19 protein-coding genes and 1 pseudogene are annotated in these 21,498 nt (G+C 49.9%); 11 read left to right on the forward strand and 9 right to left on the reverse strand.

Going from position 1 to position 21,498, the window contains the following annotated elements; all coding sequences use genetic code 11:
* Positions 1-19 precede the first annotated feature (19 nt).
* Positions 20-766 (forward strand): 3'(2'),5'-bisphosphate nucleotidase CysQ, encoded by a 747-nt coding sequence (cysQ, locus tag IX31_RS19430; RefSeq protein WP_034461206.1) that lies wholly within the window; start codon positions 20-22, stop codon positions 764-766.
* Here cysQ and IX31_RS19435 read toward each other — a convergent pair.
* The gene (locus IX31_RS19435) at positions 756-1,313 is read right to left on the reverse strand and encodes a YtfJ family protein (RefSeq protein ID WP_034461208.1); all 558 of its coding nucleotides are present in this window, start codon (positions 1,311-1,313) and stop codon (positions 756-758) included. The genes cysQ and IX31_RS19435 overlap by 11 nt on opposite strands.
* Before the next feature lie 323 nt (positions 1,314-1,636).
* On the opposite strand from IX31_RS19435, the gene IX31_RS19440 reads away from it, so the two are divergent.
* On the forward strand, positions 1,637-1,843 hold the full coding sequence (locus tag IX31_RS19440; RefSeq protein ID WP_034461209.1) for a DUF1107 domain-containing protein: 207 nt from the start codon (positions 1,637-1,639) through the stop codon (positions 1,841-1,843).
* 184 nt (positions 1,844-2,027) lie between these two features.
* On the opposite strand, the gene paeA is transcribed toward IX31_RS19440, so the two are convergent.
* Positions 2,028-3,365, reverse strand: a complete 1,338-nt coding sequence (gene paeA / locus IX31_RS19445; protein WP_034461211.1) for a polyamine export protein PaeA — start codon at positions 3,363-3,365, stop codon at positions 2,028-2,030.
* 534 nt (positions 3,366-3,899) lie between these two features.
* Positions 3,900-4,016, reverse strand: a pseudogene (locus IX31_RS22675) (integrase core domain-containing protein); the annotation flags it as partial.
* Positions 4,017-4,302: 286 nt separating this feature from the next.
* Here IX31_RS22675 and IX31_RS19450 point away from each other — a divergent pair.
* The 6 genes from IX31_RS19450 (at position 4,303) to IX31_RS23830 (ending at position 7,531) form a co-directional block, all read left to right on the forward strand.
* The gene (locus IX31_RS19450; RefSeq protein WP_034461213.1) at positions 4,303-4,521 is read left to right on the forward strand and encodes a hypothetical protein; all 219 of its coding nucleotides are present in this window, start codon (positions 4,303-4,305) and stop codon (positions 4,519-4,521) included.
* Positions 4,522-4,572: 51 nt separating this feature from the next.
* Complete coding sequence (locus IX31_RS19455; RefSeq protein WP_198528585.1) at positions 4,573-4,935, forward strand: hypothetical protein; 363 nt, start codon at positions 4,573-4,575, stop codon at positions 4,933-4,935.
* Between the two features lie 10 nt (positions 4,936-4,945).
* Positions 4,946-6,340: a PAAR domain-containing protein gene (locus IX31_RS19460; protein WP_034461216.1), complete on the forward strand. Its 1,395-nt coding sequence runs from the start codon at positions 4,946-4,948 to the stop codon at positions 6,338-6,340.
* Between the two features lie 28 nt (positions 6,341-6,368).
* A complete protein-coding gene (locus IX31_RS19465; protein ID WP_157837388.1) occupies positions 6,369-6,743 on the forward strand; it encodes a hypothetical protein in 375 nt (124 codons plus the stop codon).
* A 208-nt stretch (positions 6,744-6,951) separates the two neighbouring features.
* Positions 6,952-7,161 (forward strand): recombinase family protein, encoded by a 210-nt coding sequence (locus tag IX31_RS23825; RefSeq protein ID WP_422110235.1) that lies wholly within the window; start codon positions 6,952-6,954, stop codon positions 7,159-7,161.
* 19 nt (positions 7,162-7,180) lie between these two features.
* Positions 7,181-7,531, forward strand: coding sequence for a recombinase family protein (locus tag IX31_RS23830; RefSeq protein ID WP_422110236.1), 351 nt, complete (start codon positions 7,181-7,183; stop codon positions 7,529-7,531).
* 118 nt (positions 7,532-7,649) lie between these two features.
* Here the strand turns inward: IX31_RS23830 and IX31_RS19475 are convergent, their stop codons facing one another.
* The 5 genes from IX31_RS19475 to msrA all read right to left on the reverse strand — a co-directional run bounded on the left by IX31_RS19475 (position 7,650) and on the right by msrA (position 14,387).
* A complete protein-coding gene (locus tag IX31_RS19475; RefSeq protein WP_034461219.1) occupies positions 7,650-9,548 on the reverse strand; it encodes a heavy metal translocating P-type ATPase in 1,899 nt (632 codons plus the stop codon).
* Positions 9,545-10,597, reverse strand: a complete 1,053-nt coding sequence (locus IX31_RS19480; protein WP_034461221.1) for an SPFH domain-containing protein — start codon at positions 10,595-10,597, stop codon at positions 9,545-9,547. The genes IX31_RS19475 and IX31_RS19480 overlap by 4 nt, the downstream gene beginning before the upstream one ends.
* Positions 10,590-11,573, reverse strand: coding sequence for a protease modulator HflC (hflC, locus tag IX31_RS19485; protein WP_034461223.1), 984 nt, complete (start codon positions 11,571-11,573; stop codon positions 10,590-10,592). Before hflC ends, IX31_RS19480 begins: the two co-directional genes overlap by 8 nt.
* On the reverse strand, positions 11,570-13,537 hold the full coding sequence (gene hflK / locus IX31_RS19490) for a protease modulator HflK (protein WP_034461224.1): 1,968 nt from the start codon (positions 13,535-13,537) through the stop codon (positions 11,570-11,572). The genes hflC and hflK overlap by 4 nt, the downstream gene beginning before the upstream one ends.
* Positions 13,538-13,748: 211 nt before the next feature.
* Positions 13,749-14,387: a peptide-methionine (S)-S-oxide reductase MsrA gene (gene msrA, locus IX31_RS19495; RefSeq protein WP_034461227.1), complete on the reverse strand. Its 639-nt coding sequence runs from the start codon at positions 14,385-14,387 to the stop codon at positions 13,749-13,751.
* Positions 14,388-14,636: 249 nt separating this feature from the next.
* Between msrA and tamA the strand changes: the two genes are divergently transcribed.
* Genes tamA through IX31_RS19510 form a run of 3 tightly spaced genes read left to right on the forward strand, consistent with a single transcriptional unit; the run spans position 14,637 to position 20,451 of the window.
* Positions 14,637-16,331, forward strand: coding sequence for an autotransporter assembly complex protein TamA (gene tamA / locus IX31_RS19500; RefSeq protein ID WP_122974066.1), 1,695 nt, complete (start codon positions 14,637-14,639; stop codon positions 16,329-16,331).
* Entirely contained in the window at positions 16,328-20,104 is a 3,777-nt protein-coding gene (gene tamB / locus IX31_RS19505) for an autotransporter assembly complex protein TamB (RefSeq protein ID WP_034461232.1), read from the forward strand. Before tamA ends, tamB begins: the two co-directional genes overlap by 4 nt.
* Positions 20,105-20,106: 2 nt before the next feature.
* Positions 20,107-20,451 (forward strand): gamma-glutamylcyclotransferase family protein, encoded by a 345-nt coding sequence (locus tag IX31_RS19510; RefSeq protein ID WP_034461235.1) that lies wholly within the window; start codon positions 20,107-20,109, stop codon positions 20,449-20,451.
* A gap of 104 nt (positions 20,452-20,555) precedes the next feature.
* Here IX31_RS19510 and ppa read toward each other — a convergent pair whose 3' ends face one another.
* Positions 20,556-21,083, reverse strand: a complete 528-nt coding sequence (ppa, locus tag IX31_RS19515) for an inorganic diphosphatase (protein WP_034461237.1) — start codon at positions 21,081-21,083, stop codon at positions 20,556-20,558.
* Positions 21,084-21,498 lie beyond the last annotated feature (415 nt).

Below are 21,498 nucleotides of genomic sequence, written 5' to 3' on the forward strand. Positions count from 1 at the left end.
ACACAACATGAGGTGGAGAATGTTAGATAAAATTTGCCAACTGGCTCGGGAGGCTGGAGCTGCCATCATGCAGGTGTATGAAGGGCAAAAGCCGCTAGAGGCGACCCAAAAATCCGATGACTCGCCGGTCACAGCGGCCGACCTTGCCGCACATGGCATTATCCTGCAAGGGCTGCAAACACTGACGCCGGACATTCCGGTGCTTTCAGAAGAAGACCCGCAGTCCTGGGAGACGCGTCAAAGCTGGGGGCGTTACTGGCTGGTCGATCCGCTGGATGGCACCAAAGAGTTCCTGAAACGTAACGGGGAATTCACCGTTAATATCGCACTTATCGAAAATGGTAAAGCGGTGCTGGGCGTCGTGTATGCGCCAGTGCTAAACGTGATGTACAGCGCGGCAGAAGGTAAAGCCTGGAAAGAGGAGTGCGGCGTACGTAACCAAATCCACGTGCACGATGCCCGTCCACCGCTGGTGGTGATAAGCCGCTCTCATGCTAACAACGATCCGGAACTCAAAGAGTACCTGCAGCAGATGGGGGAGCATCAGACTACCGCTATTGGCTCGTCATTGAAATTCTGTCTGGTGGCAGAAGGGCAGGCACAGCTTTACCCGCGTTTCGGGCCAACCAATATCTGGGATACCGCAGCAGGCCACGCCGTTGCGTCAGCGGCTGGTGCGCACGTGCATGACTGGCAGGGTAAGCCTCTCGACTATACCCCACGCGAATCATTCCTGAATCCAGGTTTTCGGGTCTCTATTTATTGAGCAACTCTTGCAGCAGGCGCATGACCTGCTGCACCTCTTCCTGTGTCAAACCACCATCTTTCGCAAACTGCACTCGACCTTCTTTATCCAGCACTACAATCGCCGAGCTGCCACTCTCCAGCTGCCATGATTTTTGTGCAACACCGTTGCTATCAACGATAATTTGCGACCATGGATACTGGGTTTTATTGCTCTCAAGACTGCTACGCACAAACATTCCTGTGCCAATAATCGCATCATCGGTATTGACGATGGTTGTCGTCTGGTAGCGGTCATGTGGGAATTTAGAGGCTTTAATCGCTTCGATTATCCCGGCATTTTTCTCTTTTGCACTGGTGCGCCCGGCCATAAGTTGCAGCACTCGCACTTTTCCAGGTAACTGCGCGCTATTCCAGCTTTTATAGCTAAACTTATCTTTATCGAGCATCAGCTCACCTTTATCCGTAATACCGATAGGTGAGACTCGGTGATTTTTCTCAAAAGTATGGGCCGATGCCGCAAGGGGTAACAACAGCAAGGCAAGCGCAAGGGTAGTACGTAGGGACATGATGACTCCTTATTATATGCAGGTGATCGGACCACTTATTATGACGTTTTAATCATATGTGCTGAATAGCCATCTGTCCCGCAACAACGATGCCAGTTTGCGGGTGACCGCACATATCCCTGTAATTTGAAGGCTTAAACTAAGTTTTGTTTACATTTGCAAAGATTATTCTGAGAAATTGTAATCAAACCGTAAATAAGATTGTGCAAACTAGGTGCCAGTTTGTATATGGGCTATAGTTTCCAGGCACCAAATTTTTCGCCTCGTTTTGTCGGACCAAATGTGGAACCGCAGGGGTGTTAACACTGCAGGAGAGAAGAAGAATGAAAATTTTCCAACGGTACAACCCGCTTCAGGTGGCGAAGTACGTGAAAATCCTGTTCCGTGGACGGTTGTACATCAAGGACGTTGGCGCTTTTGAATTTGATAAGGGCAAAATTCTTATCCCAAAAGTGAAAGATAAGCAGCATTTATCCGTTATGTCTGAAGTAAACCGCCAGGTAATTCGTATGCAGGCGGAAATGGCTTAAATACCCGTCATATTTCAAGCCGCAGGTGCGTTGGTTCGCCCCTTACTCCACTCACATAAAGGATGATGTTTCTGGAGATTAGTGGTCTTTGCCTCGTTACTGTTACTTGAATTATTTAGGGCATTAAAGCGAAGTAAAAAAAACGGCACCTGAGGGTGCCGTTAGTGTTTCTGACGTTTGAGAACTACGCTGCCGATTGTTCTTCTGAATCTGGCAGTTTTGGCGTCAACGGTGTCGGCTTATTGTCGATACGTGTTACCAGCAACTGGTCGATGCGGTAGTTATCGATATCCACCACTTCGAACTTATACCCGGAGAACTTCACCGAATCGGTGCGTTTCGGGATTTTTCGCAGCATAAACATCATAAAGCCGCCGATGGTTTCATAATTGCCAGACTGCGGGAACTCGTCGATATCCAGCACACGCATCACGTCGTCAATCGGCGTACCGCCCTCAACAAGCCAGGAGTTTTCATCGCGAGCAACAATTTGCTCCTCCATGCCCTGGCCGACCAGATCGCCCATCAGCGTAGTCATCACATCATTCAGCGTGATAATACCCACCACCAACGCATACTCGTTCATGATAACCGCGAAGTCTTCACCGGCGGTTTTGAAGCTTTCCAGTGCTTCGGAGAGCGTCAGTGTATCCGGCACAATCAGTGTATTACGCAGATGGACACCGCTGTTGAGTGCCATGCTCTGGTTGCCCAGCACGCGGTTCAGCAGCTCTTTGGAATCCACGTAACCAACGATGTGGTCGATATCACCATTACACACCAGGAACTTGGAGTGTGGGTGCTCGGCAATTTTGTTCTTCAGGCTCTGCTCGTCTTCGTGCAAATCAAACCAGATAACGTTTTCGCGCGATGTCATGGATGACGGCACAGTACGTGATTCCAGTTCAAATACGTTCTCAATCAGCTCATGTTCTTGCTTACGCAACACCCCAGCCAACGCACCGGCTTCAAACACGGCGTAGACATCATCAGAGGTGATGTCGTCATTACGCACCATCGGCAGTTTGAAAATGCGGAAAATGACGTTTGCCAGGCCGTTAAAGAACCACACCAGCGGGCGGAAGATAAACAGACAGAAGCGCATCGGGTTGATGATTCGCAATGCAACAGATTCAGGCGAAATCATACCGATGCGTTTCGGAGTGAGGTCTGCAAACAGAATGAACAAGCTGGTGACCAGCGTAAAGGAGATGATAAAGCTCAGTTGGTCAGCCATTTCTGGTGAGAAGAAACGCTCCAGAAGTACTTTAAAGGCCGGGGAAAACGCCGCGTCGCCGACGATACCGCCGAGAATTGCCACCGCGTTCAGGCCAATCTGCACCACGGTAAAGAACATGCCAGGACTTTCCTGCATTTTCAGTACGCGTTGCGCGTTAAGGTTGCCATCATCAGCCAGCAGCTTGAGTTTGATTTTGCGGGAAGCAGCCAGTGAGATCTCCGAAATTGAGAAGAATGCACTGACGGAAATAAGAAGAAGTATTAATAAAATACTGTTTAACATAGTTTATCCGGCTTAGAGCCAGAGCCTCGGAAGGGTAGTTGAAAATCTAAGGGTTGATACGTTTTGACTGCCAGTCCGTGGAGGTTGGGCCAGCAATTTCAACGGGTAGTATAGCGTAAGGGTGTATGGGGCTGCCAGAGGGCATAATTTGGACTGCTCAAGTACCCTAAAGTGTTGAAGTGACTTTTATGGGAACCATTCTCAGTTAATAGAGGGTTTTCATGCAATCTTTACCAGATCTTTATCCAATCTTTATACAGCAAAATGTGCAGTTTTTAGACAAAACGGCTTCCTCAGAACGTTCTTTTATGTGGCAGTGTCGATTAGATGGAAAGCTTCTTCGAGTGAGCTTAAGGACACAGGACAAAGATGTGGCTCAGTACCGTGCTTTAAAGCTCACTGAAGCCGTTATATAAGGCTATCTCAGCTAATGGGGAAGACGAACCCACTTTTGATTCGTGAAATGCTTTTAAGGGTCAGAGATAAGCCAATAGAGGATGAGTTTTTATCCGCTGTTATGTAAGTACACCTGTTTTAGTTCCACGTACTTTTTGAGACTTCCGGGTTTTCGGCCATCAGCCGGTACTCTTCTGGCGTCAGGTTGTTCACGGATTCATGAGGCCGCTCGTTGTTATATTCAGCCAGCCAGCGTACATGGTACTTGATCGTTCTCAATGAGTGTTTGTACTGGCATAAGGTCGCGAAAGCGGCCTCTTTTAATGTCGATGAAATGATTTTTCAGTACTTTCCGTTTTATGTATTTGTGGATAAAACATGAGGTTAACAGCTCAAACTCTGTACAAAACCGTAATATTCATGTGAGAATTAAAGTCTAAAAAACAACCTGAGTACAGTACGTTATGACCAAAAAGATCCATTTTTATGTACCGGGTACAAACGATTACATCAGCCAACCTTACTTTTCGCAGTTGCCCGGATGACGGTAAATGATGACGGGGTTCAGTGGTTAGAGACTCAGTGGGTTGGCGGTGGCAATGTTCAGGGGATGGCTCTTTACACTTCGATTCTTGATGCGGCAATTGCTGCTGAAGTGCTGAATCAGGCAGAAACCCCGTCTGAATGGAAGGTTTACCCATTCTCTGATCTGAACATTACAGAAATGATGATCAACACAAAAGCTCATAATTCACATTAAGGCATCATGCTTGTGTTTGGGTTCTCAATTGACGATTTCAGAAACCTTATCTTGCAAACAGAGCTATACCGCACTCTGCAATTCCCTGAGTCATTCCCTATTGGTGAAGGGTTAGATCCCGTTACAAACAAAGCAATCCTGAAATTCGACAAATCCCTGTTCGAGGGAATGAATGATTACTGGCATGAAGAGTTTGCCAGTTACTGTGAATCAATGGAGATCCTGAACTCTCAACCTATCGATCTCATCAAAGAGCACGCTCGTAATGCTGTATCAACGGCACTTGTCACCGCAACACCGATGATCAGCCCGGCAACGCAATACTGTGTATCCACCTATTCCATCGAAAAGCAAATGTGGATCGTATCTTCTTTGGCAGTGAATGGTTCCAAACCTGCTAACAAACTTCATTAAGGATGATTCTATGGCTACTGGTCATTTTCTGCGAAAAGGCGACAAAACAACATGTGGCGGTAGTATCCTTTCAGGCTCCCCAGATCACAGCTTTGGAGGGATTGCTACCGCGAGAAATGGCGATTCTGTATCGTGTGGCAAAGATGGCAAGATATACCATATCGCAGGTGGTATACCTAATTACTGGATTCACGGTGTAGCAGCAGCGGGAACATTACACAGTCGCAGTACATGTCCATGTAGGGCAAGATTCATTTCATCTTTTCCATACGCCTCCTACGGAGTTGAGACAAATAGTACAGTAAAGGCTACTCCTATAGTTGCTCCTGCTCCCTTAGTGGCTACTTCGACAAAAGCGGATGAACCAGTACAGCATGCTCAGACAGCTAAAAAACCATATAAGGAAGAAACCAAACGTGAGCCAGTAGATGCTGGCTTCTGTGTACTTCCTTACGGTGCTGAAACTGGTGCTTATGAGCGGTACTTATTCGAAGGTAGTTCACCAGCAGGAGCAAAGGAACTTTACCGTTCACTGAATGGGGAAGGTAAGGAATATAAAGCAGGTTCTATTATGCTTCTTGTTGATCCTGAAAAGCAGGATGATGAACAGATAGCACATATGAAGGATGCAAAACAACGTATTGATACAGCATTAGAACCGCTTACACATAAAGAAGCCAATTTCTTACACAATCACTATGCAACAATCGCTAACTTTAGCAACATTGCTGATAAAGGGATTGGCCTTGCTGCTGATCCAGTCGGTAAGTATTTTGAGAACATAGAACGAATCCTCAAAGAAATTCAAGAAACGTATAAAAATACTTACATGACAAGAGGTGCTTTAATTGGAGAGCAATTCTATGTAAGACGTGCTCAACTATTCAAAGAGCTTGAAAGGGTATTAAAAGTAGGTTTCCTAAACAAAGCTATGAAATTTGGTGAATACACTAAAATAAAAAATGCTCTTGGCTTGTCAACAAGTTCAATTACTCATAAATGGAATGAGACAGGAATAAGTGATATTGAAGGTTATGCTACGCATATAGAACGAGCGGCAAAATATGTAGCAGCTATGCGATATGTTGGTTATGTAGGGATCGGCTTTAGTGCCTTACATTCAGTCAATGAAATAAATGAGGCTTGTTCTGTTGGTCGTGAAGACGAATGTTCTAAAAAGAAATACACTGAAATAGGAAGTTTTGTTGGAGGTACAGGACTTGGTATTGGTGCAGGTTATTTAGCAGCCCCTGCATGTGTCGCGATTGGTGTTGGAACTGCTGGTATAGGTGGATTAGCATGCCTTGTTATTGTTGGTGGCACTGCTGGCTATGTTGGTTCTGAGCTTGGTAGTGCTGGCGGTGAAGCAATGGGCAATAAGGTATATGAAGTATATGGGAAATAAACTTTTCAGCGATACAAATGAAATGGTAATGGCTACACTCGTAGCTATTGCCTTACTATCAACATTGCTTTGTTTCATTCAATATCTAATGTCAAATCGAAATTTCATTGAAGTTTGCGAGCTATTCAAAAAAGAATTTAAGATGCTACCGACACAAGTGATGATATATCAGAGTGGTGGATTCTTTTTTTCTTTTATGCGAGATTCTTTTTTTATCATTGCTTTAATTGCTAAAGAAAATGGTTATTACACAAGAAATATGAATAATGATGAAATAAGATTCATCAAAAACCTCCCATCAAAAACAACCCAATGGGTAAAGACAAAAGTCTTCATCACCATATTTAGTTTCATTTCATACCTAACTGCGTTGGTTTTCTATTTAATAGCGATAAGGACTTGAGTGTTAAGACTATTGTTACAAATAATAATTTTATAACGTAACCCAGCATTGACTAAAAAACGAACGGTCAGAAATCTCTTTTGGGTAGTCCCTTGTGATACTCCTCTTTTGCGTCTCGTTTAGTCTCATTTAGATATTGAATGAACTTAAATGATACTGTGTCGTTAAGTTAATTTAAATGACACTAGTCGGTAGCGAGGGCAGGAAAATGATTTTTGGTTATGCGAGAGTCTCAACGAAGGATCAGAATCTTGATCGTCAGTTGGCAGTACTGGAACCTGTTTGCGACAAAATCGTTACAGAGAAAGAATCAGGCAAGTCCACCAGCGAAAGACCTGAGTTGTTGAACCTGCTTTCCCACCTCCGCGATGGCGACACACTCGTTACTCACTCACTCAATCTGTCGCCTCGCACGTAATACCCGCGATTTACTGGAAATGATTGATAACCTCGTTGATCGTGGGATCACGGTTCAGTTCCTCGCAAACTCTATGAGCTTCGACAACTCCCCACAATCCCGCCTGATTTTAACCATGATGGGAGCAGTAGCAGAATTCGAGAGGGGTATGATCGCGTCACGTCGCAACGAAGGGATCGCTCTTGCTAAAGAGGCTAAAAAGTACAAGGGCAAACAAAAGAACAAAGAACTACATAGAAAAATCATAGATATGTTGCAGGCAGGGAAGAACACCCCGGATGAGATTGCCAAATTATGCAATTGCGGCCGATCCACAATTTTTCGCGTGAAGAAGGAAATGATTGCCAGTACTGGCAGTATTGAGAACTAATATAGCGTAAGGGTGTATGGGGCTGCCAGAGGGCATAATTTGGACGATGAATTGGGGCGTCAAAAATTCTTTGTAGGGCGGGTAAGCGCAACTTCACCCACCCTACAATGGTGATTAATCACCCTCCCAGTTTTTCTTCAAACCTTAACAAACGCCCGGCATTGCCCAGAACGAGCAGTGTGCTTAGGTTATGCAACAGGGCGGCGACCACCGCACCTGAGGCTCCTAGCCAGCCAAATGCGGCGGCGACGACAATCACCAGCGTCCAGCCCAGCCCAATAAACACGTTCATCTGTAAGGTGCGGCGGCACAGGCGGCTTAAGCGTACGCAGGTTCCCAGGCGGCGTAAGTCCCCGCCAATTAATACAATATCCGCAGATGCCATGGCGATATCCGAGCCACCTGCACCCATCGCAACGCCAACCACACCCGCTTTAATTGCCAGGGAATCGTTGATACCATCGCCGACGACCATTGGCCGGAAGCCATTGTCGATTTGCACGCTGACCTGGTGGAGTTTGTCTGCGGGTAATGCCCCCGCTATAACGTCTTTAATCCCCACGTTCTTCGCGATGCGTTGTGCCACAGCTTCGCGGTCGCCAGTCAGTAAGAGTTGATGGTTAAGCCCAAGATCACGCAGTTCCGCCATTGCACTGGCAGCTTCGTCGCGCAAGCTATCGGCCAGTAAAATCCAGCCACGGAAACGCCCCCCCAGCACCAGCCCAACCATCGGGCCATCATGTGGTGGTTCTTCCGGTAAATCCGCAACCTGAGTTTTGAGTAGTTCATATCGACCAAGAAACGCGTCACCCGCAGCGGTGGTTGCCGATACGCCCAGCCCCTGGTGTTCATGGACATTTTCAAGCTGCGGCCATGTGTTTTGCGGGGCGATATTGACCAGCGCCCGGCTTACCGGGTGGTTACTGGTGGCTCCAAGGCTCGCCGCCAGTGCAGACAGAACTTCAGGCGACTCACCTGCTTCAGGAATCAGCTCATGAAGTTGCAGCTTGCCGTGTGTTAGCGTGCCGGTTTTATCAATAATCACTGCATTCAGTTCGGCTAATTCTTCGAGGAAGGCTGCACCACGAATCAAAATACCATGACGTGCGGCAACAGTTAGCCCAGCAATAGAAGTTGCAGGCGCGGAGAGCACCAGTGCACAAGGGCATGCCGCCACCAATACCGCTAACATGGCCTGGTCGTTTTGCGTCAAAAACCAGGTGCTGGCGGCAATCAATAAAACCAGCAACAGATAACGCGCCGCGTGACGTTCAAGCAGGCGGGTAATCGGTGGGCTGGCTTGCTCGGCACTTTGCATCAATGCCACTACGCGCCCGAGCGTTGAGGTTTCGCCGATGTGCGTCACTTCAATTCGCAACCGCCCATCAAGATTGATTGCGCCACCGTAAACATTCATGCCGGGCTTTACTTCCAGCGGAACGGACTCACCGGTAATCGGTGCGGTATCCAGACTCGCCGCTCCTTCCAGCACTCGCCCGTCAGCAGGTAGCCGGTCGCCTGCGCGCACTTCGACAATGTCACCAGCTACCAGTTCATGGTTGTCAATTTCGTGCAGATTGCCATCTACGTCAAAGCGTCGCGCCCGGCTGTGGGTCAATTTGCTGAGCGCTTCAATCGCCTCTTGCGAGCCAATCATACTGCGTTCTTCAAGGATATGGCCGACGATCATAATCAGCGGCAGTAATGCGGCAGTGAGTAAATCCCCGGTCGCCCATGAGCCAATCAGCGCCAGCGCAACCAGTTGATCGGTAATGCCATGCAAGCTCGGATATCGCAGGCTGTAAAAGGCGTGGCGCAATACTGGAATGCCGACCATCAGCGATGCGGCCCCCAGTAAAATATCGGCCACCGCGACTTGATCGGGTGCCAGGCCACGCCATAGCAAACCAAGAATTAATGTGCTGCTGGCGACCAGTGCCAGTATTAACTGGCGGGTAATCTGCCGTTGTTCCTGATGGCTCAGTGCGCCGCCGGGGTTAACAGTGTGGGTACTCATGGTTTCGAAGGTTCCTTTTGCCCGGCCGCTTGCAGGATCAAATTCGCATCATCTTTTGGAGAGACGGTAATGACGGATTCGGCCTGTGCCAGAATTGCCGCAATGCGCTCGCGATAAACCCGAGCTAACAGGTCAGGGTCGTTATGGCTGTTGGCCAAACGTGCCACCATCGCCGTGTCGGACTGCGCTTTCGCCACGCGTTCACGTGCCTGTGCCTGAGCAGTCTGGCGTGTCTGGTCAGCAAGCTGGGTGGATTTCTGGCGAATTAAAGAAGCATCGGTATTTGCGGTAGCAATCGCCTGTGACGCTTGCTGGCTGGCAGTTAATACCGCATTGAATGCGGTGACTGTGGTTTCCGGCAAGGTGGACTGCACCGTAACACGCTCAAGCGTTATCCCCAGATCGCTGCCTGATTGCGCAAGGCGTTGTAAATTTTGCTCAACGTTATGCTGAACATCAGCACGCAAGCGCTCGCGCTGCTCGGCGACATTTAAATCGCCGCTGACCATTTCCGGGCGGGCGACAAGAATAGTATCGAGATCGCGCGCGGCGCATACCGCAACGGCTGCACGTTCAACCAGCCGGTCGAGAGCTGGAATCACATGTTCGCCCTGCAATACATACGCCATTGGCGTGACAACACGGTAAAACACGCTGATATCTAACTGCACCACGCCTGAATCTCCAGTTAGCAGGTAACCGGAACCTGCCAGTGCATCGCTGCTGTTATCACCACGCGCATCGGCATGTTGTGCATCGAACGAGCGTAATAGCGCCGTAACGTGGTGTTCGATCACGCGGTCAGGTGCTGGCACCATCACCACATCGTTAATCGGCTTCGGCCAGGTGAGTAACAAACCCGGTTCGGCAATTCGTTGCTGTGCGCCGAAGTGCAGTACCACGGCACGGCTGTCTGCGGGTATCTGGCGAATATTCGAAAACAACCAGGACGCTGCTGCCAGTAGTGTCAGCGCATACAGTGCGTAAAAGGCGAGGCGTATTGACTGCATCCACGGGCCTGCAGATTTATTTTTTTGATGCTCACTCATGAGTTTTATCCAGCTTTGGCCCTTCTACCAGCAGACGGAACGGTGCGGCATCAGTGCGTAACACCAGACGGGTGCTGGAATTAACCACGCCGCTGAGCGCATCAAGCTGGCGTAACAGGCTGTATAGCTGAGGTGAACTGGCGTACGCCTTGCCATAAATTTCGGCGGCTTGCGCCTGAGATTGCGCTTCGATATCGGCAGCCTGGACCTGTGCTTGTGCTTCCACAATGCGGGCATCACGCTCGGCTGCCGAGCGGATTTCCGCTGCTGCGCGTTTGCCTTCAGCGGTGCGTTCAGTCGCAATGGTCTCGCGTTCGGCACGCATCCGGTCGACTGTAGCGTTAAGCGTTACCGCGGGCAGGGTCAGGCGTTCGGTTCCAACCTGCACCAACCGAATGCCATAGCTTTCCAATAAGGGCTGGCTGATTTGCGCCTGCAGATGCGATTCAAACTGGTTTAACTGCACTTGTTTGCTATCGGTATTCACCAGTTGAGAGAGCGTAAAGCCACTTGCGGTGGTTTCGAGTGCCGAGCCGAGATAAGCACGAATTTGCCGTGCCGCTTCATCGGGCTGGTTTTGTACCGCGCGCATAAAGCGCTGCACATGTTCAGGGGTACTATCAACCTGCCAGACCGCATATGACTGCACAATGATGCGCAGCCCGTCGCGCGTGCCTACATCCTGCAAGCCGCTCGATGTCGTTCGCAGGCGCAGATCTACGGCGGTCGACATTTCAAAAGGTGCGGGCAGGCGCCACGCAAGACCCGGATTGAGCAGCACGCGTACCGGATTACCGAACCGGGTAATAATCAGCGATTCGCCAGAGCGAACCTGCACAAGGCTTGCTGCGGCGGCAAGAATGAGCACCAGCACACCTGCGCCAACAATGCGCTTCCAAGCTTTAGTGACAGGAGCGTCAGAATGGTGGCTGTGGTGGCAACCGCTGCTGCAACCATGATGATGTGAATGGCTCAACGGGAAGACTCCTGTGTCGGTTTGGAAGGTGCATCGTTACGTGCTGCCTGGCTTAATGAGGGAAACTCGCGCAGGTCGATAGTGGGCTGCGAGGTCGCGCCAATACGGTGGTCGATAATTAACAACGGGCTTTTGCCTAAAGTTTGATGCAACTGGCTAAACCATAATTCATCGACAAACACCTGGCCGGATTGCGCTACCGCTTGTTTCTGCGCGGCAAAACGCACCGCCGTTGACTGCGCTTTGCTGGTCACATCGGTGGCGTTCATTTGTGCCTGGTTCTGGCGCGTGGTAGCGGTAGTTTGCGCGCTGGCGGCCAGCTCTGCCGCATGTCCACGTTCGCGAGAAACGAGCGCCTGAGCCGAAATTTGCGCGGCCTGTACGCCATGGAAGGCATCGGCAGCCCCTGCCGGAGGGTGGATAGCTTCGACGACGGTCGAGAGCAGCTCTACACCACTATGTAAGTTGTCGAGTTTTTGCTGCACTGCCTGTTTAATCTGGCTTGCTAATTCGATGCGCTGTTCCCCCAGAAGCTGCTCAAGTGTCAGTGAGGAAAACTGATGCACCAGTACCTGGTTTGCGGCGCTGCGAATCAGCTCTGGCAAATTGGCGCTGTTATAGGTTGCCGCCAGTGCTGCGTTATCGGTTAACCCAACGCGCCACATAAAACGCACGTCGCTATTAATAATTTGCAGACCCTGTTGGTTTCCGCTTTGGCTGGCAATAATCTGCGCTTTATCAAAGCTATGAATTGCATCCCAGAGACGATCTGCGCTTTGAGGTGCGTTTCCTTCCGCATTCGCCAGCGGTTCTGAAGGAGCATCAGCTTCTTCTCCGGCTGCTAATTCATGAACCTGACCATTTTCCGCCAGTATCACCTGGCCAAATGGCCACGGCAGCCCGTAATGCAGGCCTGATGGCAACACGGCAACCGGTTTGCCAAAGCGTTCATAAATACCGCGTTGGGTTGGGGAAACTTGCTGCATTCCGGTCAATAGCCAACCGCAAAACAGCATGACTGCCAACACCGGTAAAAATGCCCGACGCAATACCGTAAATGCCCAAAGCTGGCGTAAATCAATGCCAAAATGTTGGTGCAGCTCGCGCTGTAAAAAAAGTAGCGGGCGCGGCGGCCAGACAAGCTGTGCTGCCAGTTGGCTTTGAGCAAGGAACCTGGGTTCGCTGTCTTCTTCGCCCGGTGGAGTGAATAGGGAGAACAGGCCGCGCAGCAAAAACTCAATGGCGACCAACCCCACAAGGATCGCAGGCAGATTGACCAACACTGAGAGGTTTATTGTCGGGAATATCAGTGCTGGCAAAGAGAGAAATTGTACCGTGAGAGTCAGGCGTAATATCGGCGCAATGAATTTGGCTTCCGGCCAGGCTTCATTTGAGGTTGCTGCCAGATGGCGCTCAGCAACCAGTGTGATAAACATCGCCAATGCAATAATACCGACCGCCACCCAGCGCAGGCTGCCGTCTTCCAGCGGAACGTAATGGGTTCCCCATCCTGCCTGCACGACGAATAAGACGAATCCCGCCATTGAGGCCAGCCAGACACCATCACTCTTAAGTAACGCATTGATGCGTTCAACGTTGATGGGAATGAGTGCGCCAAGTCGTTGATAAATGGTTGGAGGTTGCTCTGCTTCAAGGGGAGCTGTTTCGGGTTTTAGTGCAGGGGAGAATTTTTCTGCTCGCCACTGGCAAATTCGCTGTGCATTAAATACGGCGGTAGCAAGCAAAATGAGCAAGGTGGCCTGGCTGCTTAACAAGGCCGTCCAGCGTGAAGATGGCTCAATAATGCTGACAATAAGCGCCACCACAATCATCAAAAAAATTAGCGCACTTAATCCGAAGACTAATCTTGCAGTCAGCATCGCCTGCGATGACGCTAAAGAGTAACGAGCCTGAGAAGTTAACGGTGAAGGTTCCGTTGGTTCAGAAAATTGGGAGGGCTGCATGGAGTCATTACATTCGGGCGCACGATATCTGCGTCATTGGGTTTATTTGTTACCATATAACATATCACAGACGTGATTTAACCGTAAACGCAGCGTGGGTAACCGTTTGTACAAATGGGGCGTGGAACGTGGTTTTGTCGGGTGGATAAGCGCAAGTGTCATCCACCCTTTATGCGAGTTTTATCGAATGGCGCAGACGCTTATCCGGGATTTAGCCTTGCGGCGGCAGACACACACCAATCCCACCAATGCCACAATATCCATATGGATTTTTGTGCAGATACTGCTGGTGGTCATCCTCGGCATAATAGAATGGGCCGGCGTTGGCGATTTCAGTCGTGATGTGGCGGTCGTCTCCGGCGAGCGTCATTGCTTCCTGGAAGCGTGCAAAGCTTGCACGCGCGGCGGCATCCTGTTCTGGTGTGAGTGGGTAAATTGCGGAACGATATTGTGTGCCAACATCGCCACCCTGGCGCATTCCCTGGGCCGGGTCGTGATTTTCCCAGAATACTTGCAACAATTGCTCGTAACTCACCATTTGGGGGTCATAAACCACTCGCACCGCTTCTGTATGCCCGGTCATTCCGCTACACACTTCGCGATAAGTTGGGTTAGGCGTAAAGCCCCCGGCATAACCTGCGGCGGTGCTGTAAACCCCTGGAATTCTCCAGAACATGCGTTCAACGCCCCAGAAACAACCCATCGCAAAATAAGCGATTTCCATCCCTTCTGGTACATTTGTCATGGAATGCTCGTTTACCGCATGCAAAGTGGCGATCGGCATCGGGGTATTGCGACCAGGCAACGCTTCTGACTGTGTCACGGGATGGGTTTTCTCAAATAATTTCATCAGTCGTGCTCTCCCGATGTTGGCTAAATTTAACAACAACCGCCATGCGGTTGTAACGAGGCGTGTTATTGCAGACAATAACTCCTCTGTATGAGACTACAGTACATATAAGAATTATTTGGGTTATTGTGCAGTTTTCAACCCCAATTGTTGGGGTTTTGTTAAAGCGTTTCCTTCCAGGGGTGGGAACAAGGATATTCAGGAGAAAACGTGCCACGATTTCGTATTATTTGCTCGGCTTGCCTATGCATGGTAAGCACGTGGGCCAGCGCTGCCAACGTGCGTTTACAGGTGGAAGGGCTAAGCGGTGAACTGCAAAAAAACGTTCGCGCTCAGCTTTCAACTATCCAGAGTGATGAAGTTACGCCTGACAGGCGTTTCCGTGCGCGTGTGGATGACGCTATACGTAATGGTTTGAAAGCGCTTGGCTATTATGAGCCAACCATTGATTTTGACCTGCGGCCACCACCTGCCAAAGGACGCCAGGTTTTGATTGCCAAAGTCGATCCCGGCCCGCCAGTATTGATAGGCGGTACCGACGTGATTCTGCGCGGCGGTGCGCGTGACGATAAAGACTACATCGCGTTGCTCAGTGAGCGCCCGAAGATTGGCACTATCCTCAATCACCACGATTACGACAGCTTCAAAAAAGATCTTTCCAACATTGCGGTGCGAAAGGGCTATTTCGACAGTGAATTCCTCAAAAGCCAGCTAGGCGTTTCGCTTGAGCGCCGCCAGGCGTTCTGGGACATCGATTACAACAGTGGCGAGCGTTATCGTTTTGGCGCCGTGACTTTCGAAGGCTCACAAATTCGCGAAGAGTATCTGCAAAACCTTGTGCCTTTTAAACAGGGTGATTACTACCAGTCGAAAGACCTTGCAGAGCTGAACCGCCGTTTATCTGCGACAGGTTGGTTTAATTCGGTGGTGGTTGCGCCGGAATTCGACAAGTCTCGCGAAACTAAAGTATTGCCGTTGCATGGTGTTGTGTCACCACGTACGGAGAACACCATCGAAACCGGTGTGGGTTATTCCACCGATGTGGGGCCGCGCGTAAAAGCGACGTGGAAAAAGCCGTGGATGAACTCTTACGGCCACAGCCTGACCAGTAGCGCCAGTATTTCAGCGCCTGAGCAAATTCTTGATTTCAGCTATAAAATGCCGCTGCTGAAAAATCCGCTGGAACAATATTATTTGGTACAGGGCGGTTTCAAACGCACAGACCTGAACGACACTAAATCTGACTCCAGCACCCTCGCAGTTTCACGATACTGGGATTTATCCAGCGGTTGGCAGCACGCCATTAACCTGCGCTGGAGCCTCGATCACTTTACCCAGGCTGACGTAACTAACACCACGATGCTGCTTTACCCAGGCCTTAGCCTCAACCGTACCCGCTCTCGTGGCGGCCTGATGCCGACCTGGGGCGATTCACAGCGCTATTCCATTGACTGGTCTGATACCACCTGGGGTTCTGATGTCGACTTCGGGGTATTCCAGGCGCAGCAAGTCTGGATTCGAACGTTGCAGGAAAAGCACCGTTTTGTCGTGCGTGGCAATGTGGGTTGGATTGAAACCAATAACTTCGACAAAGTGCCGCCAGATCTGCGCTTCTTTGCCGGTGGCGACCGCAGTATTCGCGGCTATTCCTACAAATCCATCTCTCCTGAAAACGATAAAGGCGAACTGACCGGTGCGTCAAAAATGCTTACCGGATCGCTGGAGTATCAATACAACGTTACCGGGAAATGGTGGGGGGCGGTGTTCGTCGATTCTGGCGAAGCGGTCAACGATATCAAACAGAGTAACTATAAAACGGGTGCGGGCTTTGGCGTGCGTTGGCAGTCACCGGTTGGGCCAATCAAACTCGATTTAGCGGTCCCGGTGGCTGATAAAGATGAGCACGGTTTACAGTTTTACATCGGTCTGGGGCCTGAACTATGAGTCGTTGGAAGAAAATAAGCCTCGCGGTGTTGGTTTTTATCGCGTTGCTGATTGGCGCGGTGGGTTTTCTGGTAGGCACCACTACCGGTCTGCACCTCTTATTTAATGCCGCAAACCGCTGGGTGCCGGGGCTGGATATTGCCAGCGTCACCGGTGGCTGGCGTAATCTGACTATCAAAGGCTTGCGCTATCAACAGCCGGGCGTGGACGTAACGGCGGGTGAAGTTAATCTCGCGGTGAAATTAGGTTGCCTGCGTGATAGCAGCCTGTGCGTGAATAACCTTTTGCTTAAAGACGTCGACGTCGTTGTTGATAGCAAGAAAATGCCACCGGCAGCGAAGGTTGAGGAAGAGGACACTGGCCCGCTCAATCTCACCACGCCATACCCGATTACGTTAAGCCGCGTGGCGCTTAATAATGTCAATATCAAAATCGATAACACCACCGTGTCGGTGATGGAATTTACCTCTGGCCTGAACTGGCAAGAACGCAATCTGACGGTTACCCCAACCAATCTCGAAGGTTTGCTGATTGCGCTGCCAAAAGTTGCCAAAGTCGCGCAGGAAGAGGTGGTTGAGCCGAAAATTCAGAACCCGCAGCCGGAAGAGTTACCGCTGGGCGAAACGCTCAAACAGTTGTTTGAAAAACCTGTTTTGCCGGAAATGGCCGATGTGCATTTGCCGCTGAACCTGAATATTCAGGAGTTCCGCGGGGCGAACTTACGCCTGACGGGTGACACTGATTTATTGGTCAGCAGCCTGTTGCTAAAAGTCAGCAGCATTGACGGCTCTCTTAAGCTTGATGCGCTGGATGTTGATTCCTCGCAAGGGCTGGTTAATGCCACCGGCAGCGCGGAATTACGCGACAAGTGGCCGGTGGATTTAACCTTAAACACCACGCTGAATATTGATCCAATCAAAGGCGAAAAGGTGAAGATGAAGATTGGTGGGGAGCTGCGGGATGTGCTGAAAGTGGGCATGAATCTCTCAGGCCCGGTTGATCTTGAACTCACTGCGCAAACTCAGCTTGCTGAGGCAGGCTTGCCGCTCAATCTTGAAGTGGTCAGTAAGCAGCTGTATTGGCCATTTACCGGGAAGAAAGAGTACCAGGCCGACAACCTGAAGCTGAAATTCAGCGGCAAAATGACCGACTATAAATTGTCGTTCCGTAGCGATGTGAAAGGTGAGCAAATTCCGCCAGCCACCATCACGCTCGATGCGACAGGCAACGAGCAACAGCTTAATCTCGATAAGCTACGAGTTGCTGCGTTGCAGGGCAATACTGACTTGAAAGCAGTACTTGACTGGAGCAAAGCCATTAGTTGGCGCGGCGAGCTGAAACTTGACGACATCAATACGGCGAAGCAATTCCCTGACTGGCCTGCGAAACTCGACGGACTGGTGAAAACCAGCGGCAGTTTGTATGGCGGCAGTTGGCAGATGGATGTCTCCGAGCTAAAACTTGCCGGGAATGTCAAAAATAACAAACTAAACGTTACCGGAAAGCTCAACGGCAACAGTTACATGCAGTGGAAAACCCCTGGCCTGCATATTGAGCTGGGGCGCAACAGTGCTGATGTTAAAGGGGAATTAGGGCCGAAGGATCTCGAGCTTGATGCCACCATCGATGCACCGAATCTCGACAATGCTTTACCAGGACTTGGCGGCACAGCGAAAGGCACGATTAAAGTGCGTGGCGATGTAAAAGCGCCACAGCTGCTGGCAGATCTTACTGCGAATAACCTCCGCTGGCAGGAGTTGTCGATTGCTCGAGTCTTGCTGAAAGGGGATGTGAAATCCACCGATCAAATCGCCGGGAATCTGGATCTGCGCGTTGAGCGTATTTCCCAGCCTGGTGTCGATCTCAGCCTTGTAACGCTTGACGCAAAAGGCTCCGAAAAACAGCACCAGCTAAAACTGCGTATCCAGGGTGAACCTGTGTCCGGGCAGCTTGATTTGAGCGGCAGCTTTGACCGTGCGCAGGAGCGCTGGCGTGGCACTCTTAGCAACACGCGATTTGAAACGCCGGTTGGCCCATGGTCGCTCAACCGTACACTGGCGCTCGATTACCGCAACAAAGAGCAGAAAATCAATATCGGTGTGCATTGCTGGACTAACCCGAATGCCGAACTTTGTGTACCGCAGCCGATTGATGCAGGTACGAAAGGCCGTGCGTTGGTCAATCTGAACCGCTTTGATCTGGCGATGCTCAAACCGTTTATGCCGGCTGATACACAAGCGGTAGGCACATTTAGTGGCCGGGCGGATGTTAGCTGGGATGCTGAGTCAGGCGGTTTGCCGCAGGGCTCTGTCACGCTGCAAGGCAACGGCGTGAAAGTGACTCAGATGGTTAACGATAGCCCGTTACCGGTGGCATTCGATACGCTCAATCTCAATGCGGAGCTCAAAAACAACCAGGCGAAACTTGGCTGGCTTATTCGTGTTGCCAATAACGGCCAGCTTGATGGACAGGTGCAAATTACCGATCCGCAAGGCCGCCGTAATTTGGGCGGTAACGTGAATATGCGTAATTTTGATCTGGCCATCGCTAACTCCATATTCTCACGTGGAGAAAAAGCCGCAGGAAAGTTGAACGCCAATCTGAGGCTTGCAGGAAATGCAGAACGGCCGCAGTTGTTCGGCCAGTTGCAGCTTAACGGCGTTGATATCGACGGCAACTTTATGCCGTTTGATATGCAGCCAAGTCAGCTGGCGATGAACTTTAACGGCATGAACTCGACACTTGCAGGAACGGTACGCACCAAACAGGGTGATATTGCTCTGAGTGGCGATGCCGACTGGACGCAAATCGACAACTGGCGCGCACGCGTGGCGGCGAAAGGCAATAAGGTGCGTATTACTGTGCCTCCGATGGTGCGCCTTGATGTTTCGCCTGACGTTGAGTTTGTTGCGACTCCGAGCTTGTTCACGCTTGATGGGAGTGTCGATATCCCTTGGGCTCGCATTGTGGTACATGAAGTCCCTGAAAGCTCCGTTGGCGTTTCCAGTGATGAAGTTATGCTGGATAAAGATCTGAAGCCGATTAAACCGCAAACGGCAAGCATTCCTATCAACAGCAACCTGGTTATTCACGTTGGCAACAATGTGCGCCTCGATGCATTTGGTTTGAAGGCTCGTTTGAATGGTGATTTAAAAATGGTACAGGATCGTCAGGGTCTTGGCCTGAACGGGCAGATCAATATTCCTGAAGGGCGCTTCCATGCGTATGGACAGGATCTGATCGTGCGTAAAGGCGAGCTGTTATTCTCAGGTCCACCTGACCAGCCATTATTAAATATCGAAGCGATTCGTAACCCGGAAGCGACAGAAAACGACGTAATAGCCGGTGTTCGTGTCACAGGAACAGCAGATGAGCCTAAAGCTGAGATATTTTCTGATCCGGCCATGTCACAGCAAGAAGCCTTGTCCTACCTGCTTCGCGGGCAGGGTTTAGATAATTCTGGCGACGATGGTAACGCCATGACATCAATGCTTGTTGGCTTGGGGGTTGCACAAAGTGGTCAGGTTGTGGGTAAAATCGGCGAGACGTTTGGCGTAAGCAATCTGGCGCTTGATACCGCAGGGGTGGGGGATTCCTCACAAGTGGTGGTCAGTGGCTATGTACTGCCAGGTCTCCAGGTTAAATATGGAGTGGGTATTTTTGACTCATTGGCGACACTAACACTGCGTTATCGCCTGATGCCTAAGCTGTATCTGGAAGCGGTGTCTGGTATCGATCAGGCACTTGATCTGCTTTATCAGTTTGAGTTTTAGCTATGCGAATTTTTGTTTACGGCAGTTTACGACGCAAGCAAGGTAACAGTCACTGGATGACCAACGCCCAGTGGCTTGGGGATCATCATGTTGAAAATTACGCTTTATATAACCTTGGCCATTATCCGGGAGTAGTGCCGGGTGAGGGTTCTGTGGTGGGTGAAGTGTATCGCATTGATGCTTCTACACTCTCTGAGCTTGACGCTTTGCGCACTAAAGGTGGCGAGTATAAACGTCAGCTAATTCAGACACCTTACGGCAGTGCATGGATGTACGTGTACCAACGACCGGTGGATGGATTAACCCGCATAGAAAGCGGAGACTGGTTGGATAAAGATCAGTTCTAGTTGATTCCCAAAGCGGCCACTCACTCGAGTGGCCGTTTCTCTTGCGAGCATAAAAAAACACCGCCAGTTGGCGGTGTTTTTACAAGCATTCAGCGAGGCGAGAATTACTTCTTAGCGCGCTCGAACGAAGCAACGATTTCAGCTTTAGCAGCTGCTGCGTTGTCCCAGCCTTCAACTTTAACCCATTTGCCTTTCTCGAGAGCTTTGTACTGCTCGAAGAAGTGGGAGATCTGCGCTTTCAGCAGTTCTGGCAGATCGTTCACATCTTTAATGTGATCGTATTCTTTGCTCAGTTTAGTGTGCGGAACCGCAACCAGCTTGGCATCTTCGCCAGCTTCGTCAGTCATTTTCAACACGCCAACTGGACGGCAACGAATAACAGAACCTGGTTGCAGTGGGTATGGAGTTGGGACCAGAACGTCAACCGGGTCACCGTCTAAAGACAGGGTGTGGTTGATGTAACCGTAGTTGCACGGATAGAACATTGCTGTAGACATGAAACGGTCAACGAACAGTGCGCCGGTGTCTTTATCAACTTCATATTTGATAGGATCAGCGTTTGCTGGGATTTCGATAACAACGTAGATGTCTTCTGGCAGATCTTTACCCGCAGGGACGTTGAGTAAGCTCATCTCTTTTTCCTTTAAACTGGTGTCATTCAAGTGCCGGGTATTATAGCTAACTGCTCCTAAAAGTCTTTTTCTCTTTTTTTACCCGCCATACTTCGAGCTACAGCGGTGTTGGCTGCACTTACTCACCCCAGTCACTTACTTTATTAAGCTCCAGGGGATTTTGAGCTTGCCGCCTGGCTGTAACTCGAATTATTCAGATTAAATTTTTTTGTTTCTCCCACATCCCTTTTCAGAACCTTCCGACAACGGAAAAATCCATAAACATAGCCGTATTCTTTATAAAGTTGTGTAAGCGGTTACAAGGTTATGCGCGACTTGTTGGAATTGTGATGTAACTCATTCTGTTACACCACACGTCGTCTATAGTTTTTTCGACGCCCAGATTTTAACCAACAATAACCCTACGAGGATGTCC

It is taken from the genome of Buttiauxella noackiae (assembly GCF_000737905.1).
In the GTDB taxonomy this organism is placed as follows: Bacteria; Pseudomonadota; Gammaproteobacteria; order Enterobacterales; family Enterobacteriaceae; genus Buttiauxella; species Buttiauxella noackiae.

Coding starts and splice junctions, on each gene's coding strand:
- hflK (WP_034461224.1), bottom strand. CDS start 13,537: ATGCAGCCCTCCCAATTTTCTGAACCAACGGAACCTTCACCGTTAACT.
- msrA (WP_034461227.1), bottom strand. CDS start 14,387: ATGAAATTATTTGAGAAAACCCATCCCGTGACACAGTCAGAAGCGTTG.
- IX31_RS19475 (WP_034461219.1), bottom strand. CDS start 9,548: ATGAGTACCCACACTGTTAACCCCGGCGGCGCACTGAGCCATCAGGAA.
- IX31_RS23830 (WP_422110236.1), top strand. CDS start 7,181: ATGATTGATAACCTCGTTGATCGTGGGATCACGGTTCAGTTCCTCGCA.
- IX31_RS19440 (WP_034461209.1), top strand. CDS start 1,637: ATGAAAATTTTCCAACGGTACAACCCGCTTCAGGTGGCGAAGTACGTG.
- IX31_RS19510 (WP_034461235.1), top strand. CDS start 20,107: ATGCGAATTTTTGTTTACGGCAGTTTACGACGCAAGCAAGGTAACAGT.
- paeA (WP_034461211.1), bottom strand. CDS start 3,365: ATGTTAAACAGTATTTTATTAATACTTCTTCTTATTTCCGTCAGTGCA.
- IX31_RS19460 (WP_034461216.1), top strand. CDS start 4,946: ATGGCTACTGGTCATTTTCTGCGAAAAGGCGACAAAACAACATGTGGC.
- tamB (WP_034461232.1), top strand. CDS start 16,328: ATGAGTCGTTGGAAGAAAATAAGCCTCGCGGTGTTGGTTTTTATCGCG.
- cysQ (WP_034461206.1), top strand. CDS start 20: ATGTTAGATAAAATTTGCCAACTGGCTCGGGAGGCTGGAGCTGCCATC.
- ppa (WP_034461237.1), bottom strand. CDS start 21,083: ATGAGCTTACTCAACGTCCCTGCGGGTAAAGATCTGCCAGAAGACATC.
- IX31_RS19450 (WP_034461213.1), top strand. CDS start 4,303: ATGACGGTAAATGATGACGGGGTTCAGTGGTTAGAGACTCAGTGGGTT.
- IX31_RS23825 (WP_422110235.1), top strand. CDS start 6,952: ATGATTTTTGGTTATGCGAGAGTCTCAACGAAGGATCAGAATCTTGAT.
- IX31_RS19435 (WP_034461208.1), bottom strand. CDS start 1,313: ATGTCCCTACGTACTACCCTTGCGCTTGCCTTGCTGTTGTTACCCCTT.
- tamA (WP_122974066.1), top strand. CDS start 14,637: ATGGTAAGCACGTGGGCCAGCGCTGCCAACGTGCGTTTACAGGTGGAA.
- IX31_RS19480 (WP_034461221.1), bottom strand. CDS start 10,597: ATGAGTGAGCATCAAAAAAATAAATCTGCAGGCCCGTGGATGCAGTCA.
- IX31_RS19465 (WP_157837388.1), top strand. CDS start 6,369: ATGGCTACACTCGTAGCTATTGCCTTACTATCAACATTGCTTTGTTTC.